Annotated in this window: 7 protein-coding genes; 1 reads left to right on the top strand and 6 read right to left on the bottom strand. The window is 72.0% G+C overall.

The window, feature by feature from the left end; all coding sequences use genetic code 11:
* Positions 1-2 precede the first annotated feature (2 nt).
* The 3 genes from LPU43_RS24360 to LPU43_RS24350 all read right to left on the bottom strand — a co-directional run bounded on the left by LPU43_RS24360 (position 3) and on the right by LPU43_RS24350 (position 10,116).
* Positions 3-6,329 carry a non-ribosomal peptide synthetase gene (locus LPU43_RS24360; protein ID WP_229402848.1) on the bottom strand — a complete coding sequence of 2,109 codons (6,327 nt, stop codon included), beginning with the start codon at positions 6,327-6,329 and terminating at the stop codon, positions 3-5.
* A gap of 345 nt (positions 6,330-6,674) precedes the next feature.
* Positions 6,675-8,546, bottom strand: coding sequence for an asparagine synthase (glutamine-hydrolyzing) (gene asnB, locus LPU43_RS24355; RefSeq protein WP_229402847.1), 1,872 nt, complete (start codon positions 8,544-8,546; stop codon positions 6,675-6,677).
* A gap of 13 nt (positions 8,547-8,559) precedes the next feature.
* Positions 8,560-10,116, bottom strand: coding sequence for an amino acid adenylation domain-containing protein (locus LPU43_RS24350; RefSeq protein ID WP_229402846.1), 1,557 nt, complete (start codon positions 10,114-10,116; stop codon positions 8,560-8,562).
* A 244-nt stretch (positions 10,117-10,360) separates the two neighbouring features.
* Here LPU43_RS24350 and LPU43_RS24345 point away from each other — a divergent pair, with 244 nt between their 5' ends.
* On the top strand, positions 10,361-11,425 hold the full coding sequence (locus LPU43_RS24345) for an LLM class flavin-dependent oxidoreductase (protein ID WP_306416165.1): 1,065 nt from the start codon (positions 10,361-10,363) through the stop codon (positions 11,423-11,425).
* Here LPU43_RS24345 and LPU43_RS24340 read toward each other — a convergent pair.
* The 3 genes from LPU43_RS24340 to LPU43_RS24330 form a co-directional block, all read right to left on the bottom strand.
* Entirely contained in the window at positions 11,396-13,051 is a 1,656-nt protein-coding gene (locus LPU43_RS24340; protein WP_229402940.1) for an AMP-binding protein, read from the bottom strand. The genes LPU43_RS24345 and LPU43_RS24340 overlap by 30 nt on opposite strands.
* Before the next feature lie 100 nt (positions 13,052-13,151).
* A complete protein-coding gene (locus tag LPU43_RS24335) occupies positions 13,152-14,981 on the bottom strand; it encodes an ABC transporter ATP-binding protein (protein ID WP_229402844.1) in 1,830 nt (609 codons plus the stop codon).
* The gene (locus LPU43_RS24330) at positions 14,963-16,783 is read right to left on the bottom strand and encodes an ABC transporter ATP-binding protein (RefSeq protein WP_229402843.1); all 1,821 of its coding nucleotides are present in this window, start codon (positions 16,781-16,783) and stop codon (positions 14,963-14,965) included. Before LPU43_RS24330 ends, LPU43_RS24335 begins: the two co-directional genes overlap by 19 nt.
* Positions 16,784-16,791 lie beyond the last annotated feature (8 nt).

The raw sequence follows: 16,791 nt of genomic DNA, 5'->3' as shown, positions 1-16,791 counted from the left end.
CGTCAACGGTCGTCCCGGTCGGCTGGCCCCATGGTGCCGGCCAGCGCCGTGGCCACCTCCTCGGCGAACTCGCTCACCGTCGGCCGGTCGAACAGCCGGCGCACCGACAGGGTGGTCCCGAAGACGTTGTTCGTGGCCACCACCACCTGCATGGCCCGCAACGACTCGCCCCCGAGGTCGAAGAAGCTCTGGTGGACACCGACACGGTTCAACCGCAGCACCCGGCACCAGATCGCCACGATGGCCTGTTCGAGCTCCGTCCGGGGCGGCGTATATCCGGCTCCGCCGCCCAGATGGGCTTCGGTGACGGAGGGCAGAGCGGCACGGTCGACCTTGCCGGTGGCGGTCAGCGGCAGGGCGTCCATCACCACCACCGCCCCGGGCACCATGTACTTCGGCAACCGCTCCCAGACGTGGCGCTGCACCTGCGCGGCGGTGAGCTCCTCGCCGCCCCACGGCACCACGTAGGCGACCAGCATCCGCTCCTCCGCGGCCTGTCCAGTGGCGACCGCGATCGACCGGCGGATGGCCGGGTGCGCGTCCAGTACCGTTTCCACGGCGCCGAGTTCGACCCGGAACCCCTGGATCTTCACCTGCTGGTCCGCGCGGCCCTGGAAGTCCAGGTCGCCGTCGGGCAGCAGCCGGCCGAGGTCCCCGGTCGCGTAGCACCGCGCGCCCGGCCGCCCGGCGTGTCGGTCCGGGCGGAAGGCCGCCGCCGTGGCACCCGGACGGCCCAGATATCCGCGAGCGATCCCGTGGCCCCCGATGTGCAGTTCGCCGGTCACGCCGACCGGGGTCAGGTGACCGGCGTGGTTGAGCGGCAGCACCTGGCAACCCGGCACCGGCCGGCCGATCGGCACCTGCGGCGGATCGGCGTCCGTCCCGCACCGGGTGCTCGGTGCCGACCAGGCGGTCGCCCACACGGTCGCCTCGGTCGGCCCGTACTCGTTGTGCAGCGTACTGCCGGGCAGTTGCCGGGCAACGGCCCGGACCAGGCCCTCCGGGCAGGCTTCGCCAGCGGAGATGACGGTACGCAGCGAGGCGAGCTGGCCGGGGGCGGCCTGGTCGAGCAGGAGCGTCAGCAGTGCCGGAATGGCCAGCGTGTGGGTCGGTTGGTCCCTCGCGATGAGGTCGAGCAGTGCTGCGGGCTCACGCTGCAGCCCTTCGGCCGGCAGCAGCAGGGTGCCGCCCTGACTGAGGGTCCAGTACACGCCCGCGACCGAGCTGTCGAAGAAGATCGGGGACAGCAGCAGGAAGCGGTCCACCGGCTGCGGGTAGCGCCGGTGCCGGGCCAGCGTGGAGGCGACCGCCTGGCGGTGCTCTACGACGACGCCCTTCGGCTCTCCGGAGGATCCCGAGGTGTAGATGAGGTAGGCCGCGTTGGCGGGTGCGGCGCCGGCCGCCGGCGGCGCCGCCGGCGGCGGCTCGTCCACGGGTTGGTCGAGGGACAGCACCTCGACACCGCTCGGCACCCGGGCGGCGAGTGCCCCGTCGGTCAGCACCAACGTGCAGCCCGCGTTCGCGACAACTGCGGCCAGCCGGTCGTCGGGAAGCTCTGGATCAAGCGGAAGGTAGGCGCCACCGGCGTGCACCGCGGCCAGGATCGCCACCAGTTGCAGCTCCGAACGCGGCAGGAGAACGCCGACGACGCGTTCCGCGCCGACCCCGCGCGCCCGCAGCCGCCGGCTCAGCCGGCGGGCCTGTCCACCCAGTTCCCGGTACGTGACGAAGCTGTCGCCCAACTGCACCGCGACCGCGTCGGGACGCTGTACGACCTGCTCCCACACCAGGTCGTGCAGCCGGCGGTGGTCCGGCGCCCCGCCGCTGGCGTCGCCGTCCACGATCCGTGCCTGTTCCTCGCGTGGGGCGAAGGACCGCCCGTCGTACCGGCTGTCGGGGTCCTCGGTCATCACCCGCAGCGCCTGCGCGTAGCAGTCCCGTAGGCCGTCCATCAACGCTCCGGTGAACTGCAGGCCGTCGTACTCCAGGCGGATCTCCAGGTGCCCGGTCTCCCGGTTCAGTCGGAAGATGGCACAGAACGGGAAGGTGGACTCGCCGTACAACTCGGTCGCGACATGGCTGACGCCACGGTCCGTCCACCGGTCGAGCACGCCGAAGACGTGATAGTCCGTGAAGAAGAACAACGTCTCGGCCAACGGCTCGCTGCCCTGGTGCCGCTTGAGCTCGGCCATCGGCAGCCGTCGGTGCGGCAGCGAGGCGCGTTCCGAGGCCAGGCCGGCGTGGATCAGCTCCCGCCAGGTCCCGCCGCCGGTCGGCACGCGCAGGGCCAGGCTGTTGACGAACAGCCCAATCGCCGAACTGCCGTCGGCCGTCTCCGGGCGGCCGTTGCCCACGGTGTACGTCAGCGTGTCCGCCTCCCCGCCGTACGTGGACATCACCACGAGATGCGCGGCCAGGAGCACGTTCTTCAGCGGTACGGCCTCGACGACGGCCAGCCGCTTCAATCGGTCGGAGAGTTCCACGGACATCGGCACCTCGATCCGCCGGATGTCGCGTGCACCCTTGTCGGCCGCCGGGCCCTGGCCGAACCGGGGCAGCCGCATCACGGTCGCCCCAGCCAGGTAGCGCGCCCAGAACTCGTAGTTCGCCGAATCGCGCAGGGCCTCGAGTTCCAGGGCGACCGCGTCCCGCATGGTGGAGGTGGGCGGTTTGACGGTGACCGGCTCGTCGAAGACGATGGAGAAGTAGTGGCTGAAGAGTTCGGTGATCATCACCGCCTCGCTCCACCCGTCGATGATCTCGTGGTGGAAGCCGTAGGTGAACTGCCACTCGTCGTCGGTGAGTCGCTGCACGATGAACCGGATCAGCGGGTACTCGTGCAGTTCGAAGCCGCGCGCCTTCTCCTGTTCCACGCACTCCAGGACGCTCTGCTCCCGCCGCTCGGGCGGCAGGGCACGCAGGTCGCGCAGGTACAGCGGACTCTCGAAGTCCACGTGCACGAGCTGCATCGGCTGGCTGAAGGTGGTCATGTCGAACGAGGTGCGCAACATCGGATGACGCGCGACGAGCTGGTCCACCGCCGTCCGCATGGCGCCGTGGTGGAACGGTGCCCGGAGCCGGATCGACGCGATGGCATGGTAAACCGCCGACTTGGCTGCGAAGTCACGGTGGAAGATCATGCCTTCCTGCAGCAGATTCAGCGGGAAGACGTCCTCGACGTCGTCGGGCACCCGGTCACGTTCCGCCGGTGGCAACAGGTCGAACGCCTTCGTTGCCGGACTGCTCACCCCGCTGTCCGGCCGCCCCAGCCGCGCGGCGCAGGCGCGTACGGTGAGATGGGTGTGCAGATCGGCCACCGTCACCGGCACGCCGCGGGCCTGCGCGCGGCTCGTCACCATGACGCTTCGAATGGAGTCTCCGCCGAGAGAGAAGTAATTGTCGTCGATGCCTACCGCGTCGAGATTCAGCACTCCGGCAATGGCCCCGGCCAGGATTTCCTCGGCCTCGGTGCGCGGCGCGACGAAGTCGACGCCCGGACGTGCGCTGAGGTCCGGCCGGGGCAGCGCGGCGTGATCCAGCTTGCCGTTCGGCGTCTGCGGAAGCTCCGCCAGCGTCACGAAGCACTTCGGCACCAGTTGCTCAGGCAGCCGCTCGCGGCAGAACCGGACGAGCGTGTCCGGTCGGGGTGCGGCTCCGGGAGCCGGGACGACGTACGCCACGAGCAGATCCACCGCGGCGAGCGGAGACGAACCGGACGGTTCGTCGTGACGCAGCACGACCGCCGCACGGCTCACCGCGGGGCAGTCCCGCAACACCGCCTCGATCTCCGCCGGCTCGACCCGGACACCCTGGATCTTGATCTGCCGGTCTATCCGGCCAAGATATTCCAGCTCACCGGCCGCCGACCAACGACCCAGGTCGCCGGTGCGGTACATCCGCGCGGGCGGGTCGGACTCCGGATGGGCGACGAACCGGCGGGCGGTCAGCTCCGGCCGGTTCAGATATCCGTCGCTGACGCTGTCGCCGCCGATGCAGATCTCTCCGACCGCGCCGAAGGGGACGAGCGTGCCGCCGGGCTCGGTGAGATAGACCTGGGTGTTGGCCACGGGCCGCCCGATGGGCACCGGACCCACCGTCGGTGCGTCGTCCGGCACTCGGTGGACCGTGCTGCCCACCACCGTCTCGGTGGGCCCGTACTCGTTGTAGGTAGGCACACCGGCTTCGCGGAACGCTGACAGCACCCGGGCGTCGAGCGCTTCCCCACCCACCACGAGGGTACGCACCGCCCTGCGGAGCTCTGCGGGGGTGAGCAGCTGACCCACCACCTCCAGATGGGTGGGGGTCAGCTTGACCAGGGTGGCGTCCCGCGTGGAGCGTAGCGCCTCCGCGATGCCGGTCACGCCGGTCCCGTCCGCCACCATCAGCACACGTTGCCCGGCCAGCAGCGGGGCGAGCAACGTGGTCAGCCCGAAGTCGAAGCCGATCGAGGAGTGCATCAGCACCCCGGAGCCGGCCCGCAGATCGTAGGCGTCCACAGCCCAACGCAGGTAGTTCACCGCAGCGAGGTGCGGGACGACCACGCCCTGGGGCACACCGGTGGTGCCGGAGGTGTACAGCACGTACGCCGGATCGGCCGGCCCGACCACCACGTCGGGCGGCGGGGCCGGTGGCGCTGCGATCTCAGCTGCCCGGTCGGCAAGCAGCAGCGTCCGATCGTTCGGCACGTCGGGCAGTGGCCGGTCGCAAAGCACCATGACCGCCCCGGCGTCCTGCAGGATGTGGGCCAACCGGGCGTCCGGGAACATCGGATCGACCGGGACGAAGGCTGCCCCGGCCCGCAGCGTGCCGAGCACCGCGACGAGCAGGTCGACAGTCCGCGGCAACCGGACCACGACGCGGTCGCCGGTCGTGACGCCGCGGGCACGCAGATGATGGGCCAACTGGTCGGCGCGTGCCTGCAGCTCCGCGTAGCTCAGCTCACCCGCAGTGTCGGATACTGCGACGTTCCGCGGCACCGTCTGCGCGACCTCCGCGATCAGATCGTGCAGCGTGCGCCCCGGGCCGGGCACCTCGGCGCCCCGGCCGAGGGCGAGGATCCGCCCGCGCTCTGCCGCGTCGAGCAGCTCCACCGTGGCGGCGGTCCCGTCCAGCCGCCGCTGTGCCGCCTCCGCCAGCGCCGCGCCCACACCGGCCAGCATCGCTGCGGCGGCGCTCGACGACAGGGCTCGGCCAGTGTGCCGCAACGACAACTCCAGCACGTCGTCGCGCCGCCGGCAGACGAGGTCGACCGGCGCGTGTCGCGGGGTCGACTCCGCCACGATCCGCCAGTCGGACCCGCACGGCTCCCGCAGGTCCAGGTATTCGAACCCGAACCACAGGTCGGCCGCGCTGACCGCAGTTGCCGCCGGATCGAGGTGGTCAAGCCGGTCCACCAGGTCGGACACGGTGCTGTCGAAGTCGTCGACGACGTCGACCAGCATGGCGTCGGCGTCCAGCCGCAGCAGCGCAGGCAGGCCGCGGGCGAAGGAACCGACCGCGCTGCGCAACGCCTCGTGGCCACGGCCCGCCTCAACCAGGTCCACCACCGCCGGCCCCCCGGTGAAACGCGCGCACACCAGGGCGAAGAGCGCCGCGATCAGGCGCTCGACGGGCAGACCCCGCTCGGCGGCGAGGACGTCGAGGACACCCGTCGTCACCGGGCCGACCCTCGCCGTCGAGTCACCCTCCGCCGGGTCGCCGTCGCCGCGCAGGCGGCGACCCGCGCCGGCGGCCGAGGTGATCTCGGCCAGGTGCCGGGCCCAGGCAGCCCGGTCGGCGGCCGTGTCGGGGCTCGTGAGCAGGTCCCGGTGCCAGGCGGCGTAGTCCGCGTACTGCAACGGCGGTGTGGCGTCGTCGAGCGGGTCACCGGCGCAGAGGGCCGCCAATTCCCGCGCGACGATACGCAGCGAAAGCCGGTCGGCGATCGCCGCGTGGGCGGTCAACACCAGCTCAGGACCCTCGGTCCCGCCGGTGAGCAGCAGAATTCGGAACCCCGGTCCGGCCACCGGGTCCACTGCGGTGCGTTCCTCGGCCAGGATCCCGTCCTCGCCGCCCGCGCCATCGACGGCGGCGGTCGTCATCGCAGACCCGGTGGGTCGGACGACCTGAGCGGCCCCACCGTCCGGGACACCGGCCAGGACGGTGCGCAACGCCTCGTGCCGGTCGACGACCTGTCGTGCCGCGGAACGGAGCCGACCGGCGTCGATCTCCTCGGGCAGCCGGATCCGGGACTGCACCACCGGAACCGGGTCATCGACGGCCGCCAGCGTCCAGAGCCGCTGCTGCAACGGCGATGCCTCGTAGCTTCCGCTGGTGGCGTCGGTCGTCATCGGATACAAGATCTGGCCTCGATTCACCATGCGCGGGTCCGTCATGACTTCTCAAGTGAGAGCAGTCAAGGCGTCACACCTCCCACCGCGACGGTAAAATGCACGAAAGGATAAACCGGGATAGATGCCGGCGGGGTTTGGCCAGGAGCCGCCACCGACCGGCCGGGGTGCCACGCCCATCGACGGACCTGCATCAGCCCTTGCCCATGCAGACCGAAGACGCGCTGATGACGCGGTCAGCGGCGGTTCGTTGCCGACAGTCGCACCTTTTCGATCACGTCCGGAGCCTAAAGGAAATCCGAGGGCCCAGCAAGGCCGCCACCGCCCTAGGCAGTACACAATGGATCAGCCCAGACTCAGTCCGTAGGAGGCTTGCAGGGCGGCGACGCTAGCGACGATGTGTAACAGCCGATCGTTGGTTTCCGACCGTCGGCCGGTGGCGGAACCGACGCCCCGCAGGAACGTCCGGACAGCCACCGGATCGAAGAAACCGGCCCCGTCGAATCCACCGTCGTCGATCATATGCAGCAGCAGCGCGGCGACGCCAGCGGCCCCGGTTGAGGGTGGGGCGAAGAACGGACGCTTCTCCCCGGCGTACACCTCCTCGGTCAGGTATGGGCGCATGGCATCGCGGAACGGCTGCTTCCCACCACCGCGCCGCAGCTCGGCCAGCGGCAGGTGGCTGGCCCGCCGGAACAGGTGGTGGTCGAGCAACGGCAGCCGCACCTCCACGCCGTGTGCCATGTCGAGTCGCTCGGCGGCGAGGATGTAGTTGCAGAACCAGGATTGCAGGAACAGGTAGAGGGACTGGTGCACCGGCGAGCGGTCGGTCAGCTGGTGGCCGGCGTTGTCGATGAGCCCGGCGAGGCTGTCGCGGCCGGCGAACCGGGCGCGGAACTCGGCGCGCAGAAGCGGCTGGATCGGCATCGTCACCGTCATACACCGGTCCACCAACCATCCGGGCAGGAACCGGAGGCGCTCCAGCGTACCGAGCAACGTCGCCGGAACCGGGCCGACCGTCATCCGGGCGTACGACCGGCGCACCCGCGCCATCTGCTCCGGATCGGTGCTCAGCTCCAGGTCGGTCCGGAGATGCCCGTACCCGGCGAACAACTCGTCGCCGCCCTCACCGGCCAGGGCCACCCGCAAACCGCCACGCCGCAGTGCGGCGCTCTGCCGGTACCGTGCCGTGCCGTGGCCATTCTCCTGCACCATCTCACCAGTGACGGCAGTGGCGAGGACCGCCTCCGGGTCCAGCCCCGGGCCGAACCGTACCTCCTGGTGGTCCGCGCCCAGCGCCACCGCGGTCCTGGCGGCCACGTCGCCCTCGTCCCGCGACGTACCGGGAAACCGGACGGTGAAGGTACGCGGACGCAGCCACCGGGCCGCCACCCCGGCCACCGCGGACGAGTCCAGCCCGCCGCTGAGATGAAACCCGACCGGCACGTCGGCGACCAGCCGCAGCCGCACCGCCTCCTCGACCTCGGCGCGCACCTGTTCGACCAGAGCCGCACGGTCCACACCACCGTCCGGCAGCTCGCCCACGCGCGGATAGTCCGGCTCCCAGTAACGCACAACCCGCGCGCCACCGTCGTCGACGCACAGCATGCCGCCCGGCGGCACCTGGAGGATCCCGCCGAACAGCGTCCGCTCCGGGCCGAAGCAGGCGTGCAGGTAGTCATGAAAGGACTCCGCGTCCCAGCGCCGTGGAGCCCCCGCCGCAAACAGGGCCTTGACCTCGGACGCCAACACCAGCCGCCGACCGAGCCAGGTGTAGTACAGGGGCTTGACCCCGAACCGGTCCCGCACCGCCATCAGCCGTCTGCGCCGCTCGTCCCAGAGCACGACGGCGAACTCGCCACGAAGCCGGCTCACCAGATCGGACGGGTCCTCCTCGTAGAGGTGAGGAACGAGTTCGCTGTCCGTCGTGGTGCGGAACCGATGACCTCGCCCGGCCAACTCCGTCCTCAGCTCGCGGTAGCCGTAGAACTCACCGTTGACCACCGCCCGGACCGCGTGGTCCGCAGTGGCCACGGGCTGGTCGCCGTTGTCCACACCGACCACGGCCAGGCGGGTGTGCGCCAGCCCGACGATGCCGGTGGGCGAGACCCATCGCGTTACGGCGTCCGGGCCTCGATGACGCAGCAGCTCGATCGGGGCCAGGTCGGTGCCGAGAACCGGCGTGGTCGGCGACCAGATCGCGACGATGCCGCACACGACGGCTCCTCCCTCACGCTGCGGGCCCCCCGGAGGCAGTGGGCTCGCCCACCGCCGGTTCGGGCCGGCCCTCGTCCGGCTCGGCCTCGAGTCGAGCCAGCAGCTGTGCCAGCGACCGACGACGGTGCTGGGCGAGTGCACCGAGGTCGACCTTTCCGTTGGTCGTCAGCGGCAGCTCCGGCAGGCACACGACCCGGGCCGGAACGGCGTACCCGGGCAGCCGCCCGGCCAGCTCCCGGCGAACGGCGGCGGCGTCGAATCCGCTGTCCGCCACCGCCACCACATAGGCCACCAACCGGTCTCCGGTGCGGGTCGGCTCCGCGATCACGGCCGCCGCGGCCACCGACGGCGACGCCCGCAACGCCGCCTCTACCTCGCCCGGCTCCACCCGATGCCCACGAATCTTGAGTTGCCGGTCCGTCCGCCCGTGAAAGCGCAGGGTGGCGTCGGGACCAAGGCTGGCCAGGTCGCCCGTGTGGTAGCGGCGGGCACCGTGCCCGTCCGGGTCAGGCCGGAATCGCTCCGCGGTGGCTCCCGGTCGACCCAGGTAGCCATGCGCCAGTCCAACGCCGGCAACGAGCAGCTCCCCCGGGTCAACGGCACCGCCGCCCGCGATCGTCACCCGCGCGTACGGAACGGGGCGACCGATCGGCACGGGATCGTCGGTTCCGCTGACCTCGTGGGCACAGCAACCGACCGTGGCCTCCGTCGGTCCGTACTCGTTGACGACCCGCGTCGCCCGCCCGGCTGCCAGCCATGGGCGGACCTGCTCCGGTCGTACCGCCTCGCCCCCGACGACCAGCACATCGACGGCCGGCGGCTGATCACCGGTCACTCTCCGCGCTGCGGCCAGCGCATCCAGGTGGGACGGCGTGAGCTTCACCAGACCCCAGGAGCGCTCGCGCCACACCGCGTCGAGCTCCAGCGGGTCCGACGACCTTACCAGCCGGACTCCCCCACCACCGGCGAGCGGAGCGAGCAACGTCGTCACCGTGAGGTCGAAGGCAGGTGAGGTGTGCGCCACCACCGGCCGGTCGGCCCGGTACCGCATGGCCGCCCAGTCCAGGTACGCGGCCAGCGCCCGATGAGGGACCGCGACACCCTTGGGCGTGCCGGTCGAGCCGGAGGTGTACATGACGTACGCCGTCTGCTCCGGATGGATCCGCGGCAGCACCACCGTCCCCGGAGCACCCGGCCGGTCGGGATGAAGCGTCGGTGGACCGAGTGGCGGGCCGTCACCGGTCTCGGACAGCACCAGCGTCGCCCCGCTGTCCCGCACCACGAACCGCTGCCGTGCGGGCGGGTCGTCCGGGTCTACGGGGATGAAGGCACCCCCCGCCCGCAGGACCGCCAGCACGGCGACGAGGAGGTTACGGGTGCGACCGATCCGCACCGCGACCGCCGTGTCGGGTCGAACGCCGGCCGTCACGAGCGCCCCGGCCAGGCCACGGGCGCGGTGGTGGAGGGCACCGAAGCTGATGCTACCCCGGTCGTCACGTACGGCAACGGCATCCGGAATCGCGGCCACGGTGGCGAGGAAGCGATCCGGGAAGAGAGTAGGCGGCGTCATCGGCGCGGTGCCGGCTCCATGGCGCTCCCCGAGCCTCGACTGCGGATCCGTTCGGCCAGGCCGTCATGGCGGCTCGGGCGCGGCCAACGTACCACGATCCAGGGCACGGTCGGGGTGCGTCAACCGCCCGTCTTGACACATCGGACAGGCGTTCGTCATCGTTCACGGCGCACGGCGCACGGCACAGCGCCGGGCTCGCTTCGCCCGCCGCCGATCCGATCCGGCCGGGCCAGAACGGAGGGGCATGACCGTAGACCCGCCAACCGGTGCCACCCGGATGGGCGTCCGCGTCTTCGCCATCAGTCCCCGAGACCACGATCCAGCCTCTGCCTGGACGGCAGTGGACGCCACCATCCGCCTCGCCGACCGGCACGGACTCACCGGCGTTCTGGCCCACGTCGGAAACGACACGCTGGTCGATCCCTGGACGGTCGCCCACCACGCGCTCGCCACCTCGGCCGCACTGCGGCCGCTGGTCGCGGTCAACCCCGTCTACCAGCACCCGTTCGCGACCGCCCAGCTCGCCGCGAGCCTCACCTACCGGTACCAGCGCCCGCTACTGCTCAACCTGGTCGCCGGCACGTCGGTGCCGGACCGGCTCGCCCTCGGTGACCCGACCGAGCACGACGACCGGTACGCCCGCCTGCGGGAGTACGCGGAAATCGTGTTCGCCCTACTCGACGGCACCCCGGTCAGCCGACAGGGCCGCTTCTACCAGGTACGGGGGGCCCGCCTGCGACACGCACCGGCTGCCGGGCTCAGCCCACAGGCGTTCGTGGCCGGCGAGTCGGCGGCCGCCCGGGAGTGCGCCCGCGCCCTCGGTGCCGGCCAGATCGGCATGTTCCGGCCACGGCCACAGCCGGTCTCCCCCGACCTGCGGGCCGGTCGCTACGCCGGGATGATCGCCCGGGAGACCGACGATCAGGCATGGCGCGCGGCGCTGCGGCGGTACCCTCTCGCGCCCGAACTGGAGGCGGCCGGCGCTGCTGCGCTCCGCTACACCGACGCGACGTGGCGGCACCGGGCGTTCCGCGAGGCAGCGGAGACGGATGCGCCGCCGTCATGGTTCTGGTCGGCGCCGATGCGCAGCCTGCGTGCCGACTGTCCGTTCCTGGTGGGCGGGGTGGACACCCTCGCCGCCGTACTGGCCTCCGAGATCAGCGCGGGGGCGGACACGTTCATCCTCGACCTCGCCGCAGCGGAGGAGGACTTCAGGTGGGCGGCGCAGGTTCTCGACCGTGCCGCGACGATCGTGCACCGGGCCGCGTCGGCTCGACCGTCAACTCCCGGTGGCGCCGGGCTCCAGTGAGTCCCACCGCAGGGTCACGGTGGTGTCGCCGGACACCAGGCGGCGCCACATCTCGCGCCGCTGCGGTTTCCCGCTCGTGGTGCGCGCGATCCAGCCCTCGGGCGCGCTGTACACCCGTACCCGTGCCGGTGTCACCCGGTTGGCCAGCGCCCCGCCGATGGCGGCCGCCGAATCGCCCAGGTCATCCTCGACCATCGCCACCACCGCGGCACCCTCGGCGTCCCCGCCGAGCAGCACGACGGTACGCGTCGGCCGGGGCGACCGCGCCACGGCCACGGATTCCAACTCCTCGGCGAACAGCCACCGGCCAAACTGCTTCGTGCTGTCGCCGAGCCGGCCAACGACGAACAGGTTCCCGTCCCGGCGGAAGCCGACATCACCGGTGCGGACCACCCCGTCGAACCGGCCCGGCCCGTCGTCGGCGAGGTACCCGGTCGCCACGGTGCACCCGCGCACCTCGATCTCCCCCGCGGCTCCGTCGGGGACCGGCGCGCCGGTCGGACCGAGGAGGCGTACCTGCACGCCGGGCAACGGCTCGCCGGAGCCAACGAGTTCGACACCCACCGACGTGTCGTCGGTAACCTGCACCGGTTGCCCGGGAGCCAGCGTGCCGGGCAGGATCCGGACACGCCGACCCCTCCCCGAGCGGGTTCCGGTGACCGCCAGCGTCGCTTCCGCCAGACCGTACGCCGGCAGCAGCGTCTCCGGTTCGAAGCCGTATGGCGCGAGCAGGTGGGTGAAGGCGTCAAGCACCTCTCCTCGCACCGGTTCGGCACCGACGACCAGGGACCGCCAAGTGCGCAGGTCGAGCCCGCGCAGGTCGGCGACGCGCGCCCGGCGGACCAGGTGGGCGAGCCCGAAGGTGGGTGCCACACTGGTGGTGGCGCCGCTGCGGAACGGTGACAGCCAGCGCGCCGGCGAGCGGAGGAACTGCTCGGGCTGGAGCATCCAGACGTCGGTGCCGGCCGTCATCGGCATCAGCAGGGCGCCGACAAGGCCCATGTCGTGGTGCAGCGGAAGCCAGCTGACCATCGCGTCGTCCTCGGTGTAGGACAACCAGCTACGAATGGCTGCGATATTGGCGCTCATCGCCGCCATGGAGACTTGGACACCTCGCTGCGGCCCGGTGGAGCCGGAACTGAACTGGACGACGGCGGTCGGCGGGGCCGGCTCGAACCGCTCCGGGCCGGGATGCTCGGTGTCGACATTGGTGAGCACAGTGACGCCGCGGAGTGGCACCACCGCGGCGCCGGCCGCCGTGGTCACCACCACCCGGGCGTCGACCAGCTCCACCACCCGGCTGAGGTGCCGGACGTAAGCGGCCGGGTCCCGGTAAGCCACCGGCGGGGCGACCGGGCAGGGCGTGGCGCCCAGGGCCAGGGCACCGAAGAACCCCGCCACGAAGGCGGGTGAGGTCGGGCAGACCAGGGGTACCGCCTCGCCCGGCTTCACCCCCGCCTCGCGCAGCCGGCCGGCGGCACGGGCGACGAGCGCGGCGAGCCGGGCATAGGAGACGAAGGTCCATCCGTCGCCCACGGTGTCGGCGAAGTGCAGCCCACGGTCGGTGGCGGGTTCGGCCAGCCAGTCCAGGATCGTCGGCCCGGCCGCCTGCTCCGCCTGCGACATCTCCGGCACGCAACCTCCGAGCTGATCAGTGTCCGCCGATCAAGGCACCCGCCAAGACCAGGTACGGTGCGGGCGAGCCTAGCGGCCGGCGGATCAACCTTCAACGGGCCGCGTGCGGTGTGGGTGCGGTACGGGCCGGTCCGAGGCCGTGGGCATCGGCCTGGGTACGGTACAGCTGGGCGTACCCGCCGCCGGCGGCCATGAGGTCGTCGTGGGTGCCGGATTCCACCAGCCGTCCATCGTCGAGGACCACGACGAGATCGGCCATCCGGACACTGGACAGGCGGTGGGAGACCAACACGGTGATCGTTCCGCGCTCTGCGCGGGAAGTCGCGGTGTCGGCCGCGAACCGGACGAACAGCTCCTCCTCGGCGTCGGGATCGAGCGCGGCGGTCGGCTCGTCGAGGACCATCAGCAGCGGGTCCGGGCGCAGCAGGGCTCGGCTAAGCGCCACCTGCTGCCACTGTCCTCCGGACGGTTCCCACCCGCCGAAGACGCCGCCGAGTTGGGTTTCCATCCCGCCGGGCAGCCGGAGCCACCAGCGATCGGCGCCGGCCCGGCGCAGCGCGGCGCTCACCCGGGCGGCGTCGTGCAGCGCCGGTAGGTGCCCTACTCCGACGGCCTCGCGCAGTCGGAACTGGAACCGCACGAAGTCCTGGTAGACCGGGGCGACCCGGGCGCGCCAGGCTTCCGGCCGGAAGTCGGCCAGTGGACGACCGTCCACAGTGATGACCCCGGTGGTCGGCTGGTACAAGCCGGTCAGCAAGTTGACCAGGGTGCTCTTGCCGGCGCCGTTCACGCCCACCACGGCGACCGTGGCACCGGCCGGCAGGGTCAGGTCGAGACCGTGTAGGGCGGTTCTGTCGGCGCCCGGATAACGCAGGCCGACCCCGGCGAGGTGGATGCCGTCGTCCAGCCGCTGTGGTGGCGCCGCCGTGCCACTCGCTGCTCCGCTGCCCGCATCGCGCAGGTGGGCGTAGTGATCGACGACGTGTGCCGCGCCGGCGAACCGGCGCAGGTCTCCCACCACCTGACCTAGCTGCCCGTGCAGGCGGGCGGCGAGGCTCACCACCAGTACGGTGTCACCGAGGGTGACAGTTCCCGCGCGAACCTCGACGACGAGCACGGACAACGCCGCCGCCAGTCCCCCACCGAAGCAGAGCCACCCGCTCGACTCCCAGAGCGACGCCCGCAGCCGGGCCCGCAGTCCAAGCCGGCTGACGTCGTGCCACAGCTGCCCCGCCCGGCGATCCAGTTCCGCCGCGCCGCCGGAGAGGGCCAGCTCGCGGCCCGACTCCGGCGACAGGCACAGCTCGTGCAGGCGCTGCTCGCGGCGCTGCAGGCCGGTGCACGCGTCGTACGCGTCGCGCAGCACCTGCTCCGCGCGTCGCCCTGTCCACAGGGCCGGCAGGGCGCCGACGACCAGCAGGCACATCGCGACATCCACGGTCGCCAGCAACGCCGCGGTGACAGCCAGGCTGGCCACCGCGGCGACGGCGGAGGAGAGCTGCCAGACGGAGGAGGCGAGGTCCCAGGCCCCGAAGCGCAGCCGTTCGAGTCGGTCCAGTTGACGGGGCTCCTCGAGACGGTCGATCGTCATCGTCGCCGCCGCGGTCAGCATCTCCTCGTGCAGCGTCAGCTGTACTCGGTCCACCAGGTAGAGCAGCATGTTGACCTGGACCCGACCGGCGGCAGCGCCGACCCCCAGGGCCAGTGCCCCCACCGCGACGGCCAGCGCGACGCCCCATGCCTGCTCTCCGACGGAGGCGTCGACGAGCCACCGTTGGCTGAGCCCGGTCACCGCCACGACCCCGGCCTGCGCGGTCATCAAAACCAGGATCGCCACCACGGTGCGACGGTCGACCCGCCAGGAGAGCCGCAACACGTGCCGCAACACCGCCAGCCGTCGGGTCAGGCGTGTGGGACGCACGTCGGCCTCCCGTCTGGCTCGCCGAAACGGGCCGCCTGCAACATGAACAGGCGCTGGTACTCTCCGCCGGCGGCCATCAGCGTGCCGTGGTCGCCCTCCTCCACCACCCGGCCGTCGCGTAGCAGCAGGATCCGGTCCGCCGGCCGTAGCGTCGACAGCCGGTGGGAGATCAGCACGACGGTGGCCCTTCCGCGGACCGCCGCCACGACCCGTTCGTAGAACTCAGCCTCCGCCACCACGTCGAGGTGGGCGGTCGGTTCGTCGAGGACCAGCAGCCGGCGGCCGTGTGCCGCCGCGAACAGTGCCCGAGCGACGGCGATCCGCTGCCACTGCCCGCCGGACAGATCGACACCGCCACCGCTCTCCCACCCCAGCATGGTGTCCAGTCCCTGTGGCAACCGCTCGACCAGCGACGCCGCACCCGCCTGCCGCAACGCGCGCAGCGTCCCGTTCCGATCGGCGAGGTGCTCCGGCGCGGCCAGCGCCACGTTGTCGGCCAGGCTCGCCGGGTATCGCACGAACTCCTGCGGGACGACCGCGACGGTGCGGCGCCACCCGGCCGTGTCTACCTCGATCAATGGCGTGCCGTCGACGGTGATCCGTCCGTCGGTCGGCTCGTTCAGACCACCGAGCAGTCTGATGAGCGTGCTCTTCCCGGCGCCGTTGGCACCGGCGAGGGCGACCGTCTCGCCCGGGCCCAGAACCAGGGATAGGCCGGAGAGGACCGGGGGACCGTCGGGGTAGGCGAAGCACACCTGCTCGAAACGCACCTCCGGTGGGTCGGGTCGTGGCTGCGGCGGATCCACCGGCCTGCGAGGAGTCGACGCCGAGTCGGCGTAGCGCTCGTGGAGCCGGTCGAGAGCGCGCACGGCGCCGAAGCCGTACTCGATATCGAACGCCTCGTCGCCCATCGACGCCAGCGACAACACAGTGCCGCCGGCGACGAGCGCGGTGACGAGTGTGCCCGTGCCGATCCGCCCGGTGAGCGTGGCGACGGCTGGCACGGCCAGTGAGGCCGCGACCGAGGCGGTGCCGACGACCAGGGCGAACTTCTGGCTGCGCAGCACCCGCCACATCTGTCGCCAGGTCGGCCCGTGGACGCGGAACATCAGCCCGTGCCGGCGCCGCAGCAGCCAGTCGGCCAGACCGAACACCCGCATTTCCTTGACCGCGCCGGTCACCGCCAGCTCTGCCAGGTAGGTCAGCCGGCGCTGCCCGTCCGCGTCCGCGTCCTTCACCGCGGCCAGGTGGAGCCACTGCCGGTGCAGGCGCAGGCGCACGACCACCGCGGCGACGAACAGCCCGACCGCCAGCGGCACCGAGAAGGTCGCCAGCAAGGCGGCGCCCGCCAGCGCGGACACGTACCGGAACAGCACCACGATCTGTCCTGCCGCGGCCGTGCCGGGCGATCGAATCCGGCCGATGCCGACGCCGGCGTCCGAGGCCCGCAGGGCGTCGCTCTGGAAGGCGGCGGTCTCCAGATGCGCGGTGCCGGACGGCCCGTGAGCGACCAGGCGGACCTCGCTGCGGACCCGGCCGTCGACCCGGCGGACCAACAACTCTTCGAGAATGTCACGGCCCATCGCCACAGACGGCGCCAGCAGCGCCATCCCGACCAACAGAGCAACGGCGAGGAAGACGTCGCGGCCCGTGTCGGGCGCGCCCAGCAGGTGCACGAACCAGCCCGTCACCGCTGCGGCGGCGACCGGCAGCAGGGCGGCGACGAGATGCGCCGCGATGCTGCCGGCGGCGAGGTATCCACCGGCCCCGCCGAACAGCCTGACCAAACGCAGTCGGCGCATCAGCGGCC

Origin of the sequence: Micromonospora okii (genome assembly GCF_020884795.1) — a bacterium.
GTDB classification, from domain to species: domain Bacteria; phylum Actinomycetota; class Actinomycetes; order Mycobacteriales; family Micromonosporaceae; genus Micromonospora; species Micromonospora okii.
The sequence above is the reverse complement of the archived record's forward strand: the minus strand, read 5'-3'. Positions and strand labels throughout refer to the sequence as shown.

What these genes read in the sequence shown, in the direction of transcription:
- LPU43_RS24360 (WP_229402848.1), bottom strand. Translation starts at nt 6,329, where the DNA reads ATGACGACCGACGCCACCAGCGGAAGCTACGAGGCATCGCCGTTGCAG.
- LPU43_RS24350 (WP_229402846.1), bottom strand. Translation starts at nt 10,116, where the DNA reads ATGACGCCGCCTACTCTCTTCCCGGATCGCTTCCTCGCCACCGTGGCC.
- LPU43_RS24345 (WP_306416165.1), top strand. Translation starts at nt 10,361, where the DNA reads ATGACCGTAGACCCGCCAACCGGTGCCACCCGGATGGGCGTCCGCGTC.
- LPU43_RS24340 (WP_229402940.1), bottom strand. Translation starts at nt 13,051, where the DNA reads ATGTCGCAGGCGGAGCAGGCGGCCGGGCCGACGATCCTGGACTGGCTG.
- LPU43_RS24330 (WP_229402843.1), bottom strand. Translation starts at nt 16,783, where the DNA reads ATGCGCCGACTGCGTTTGGTCAGGCTGTTCGGCGGGGCCGGTGGATAC.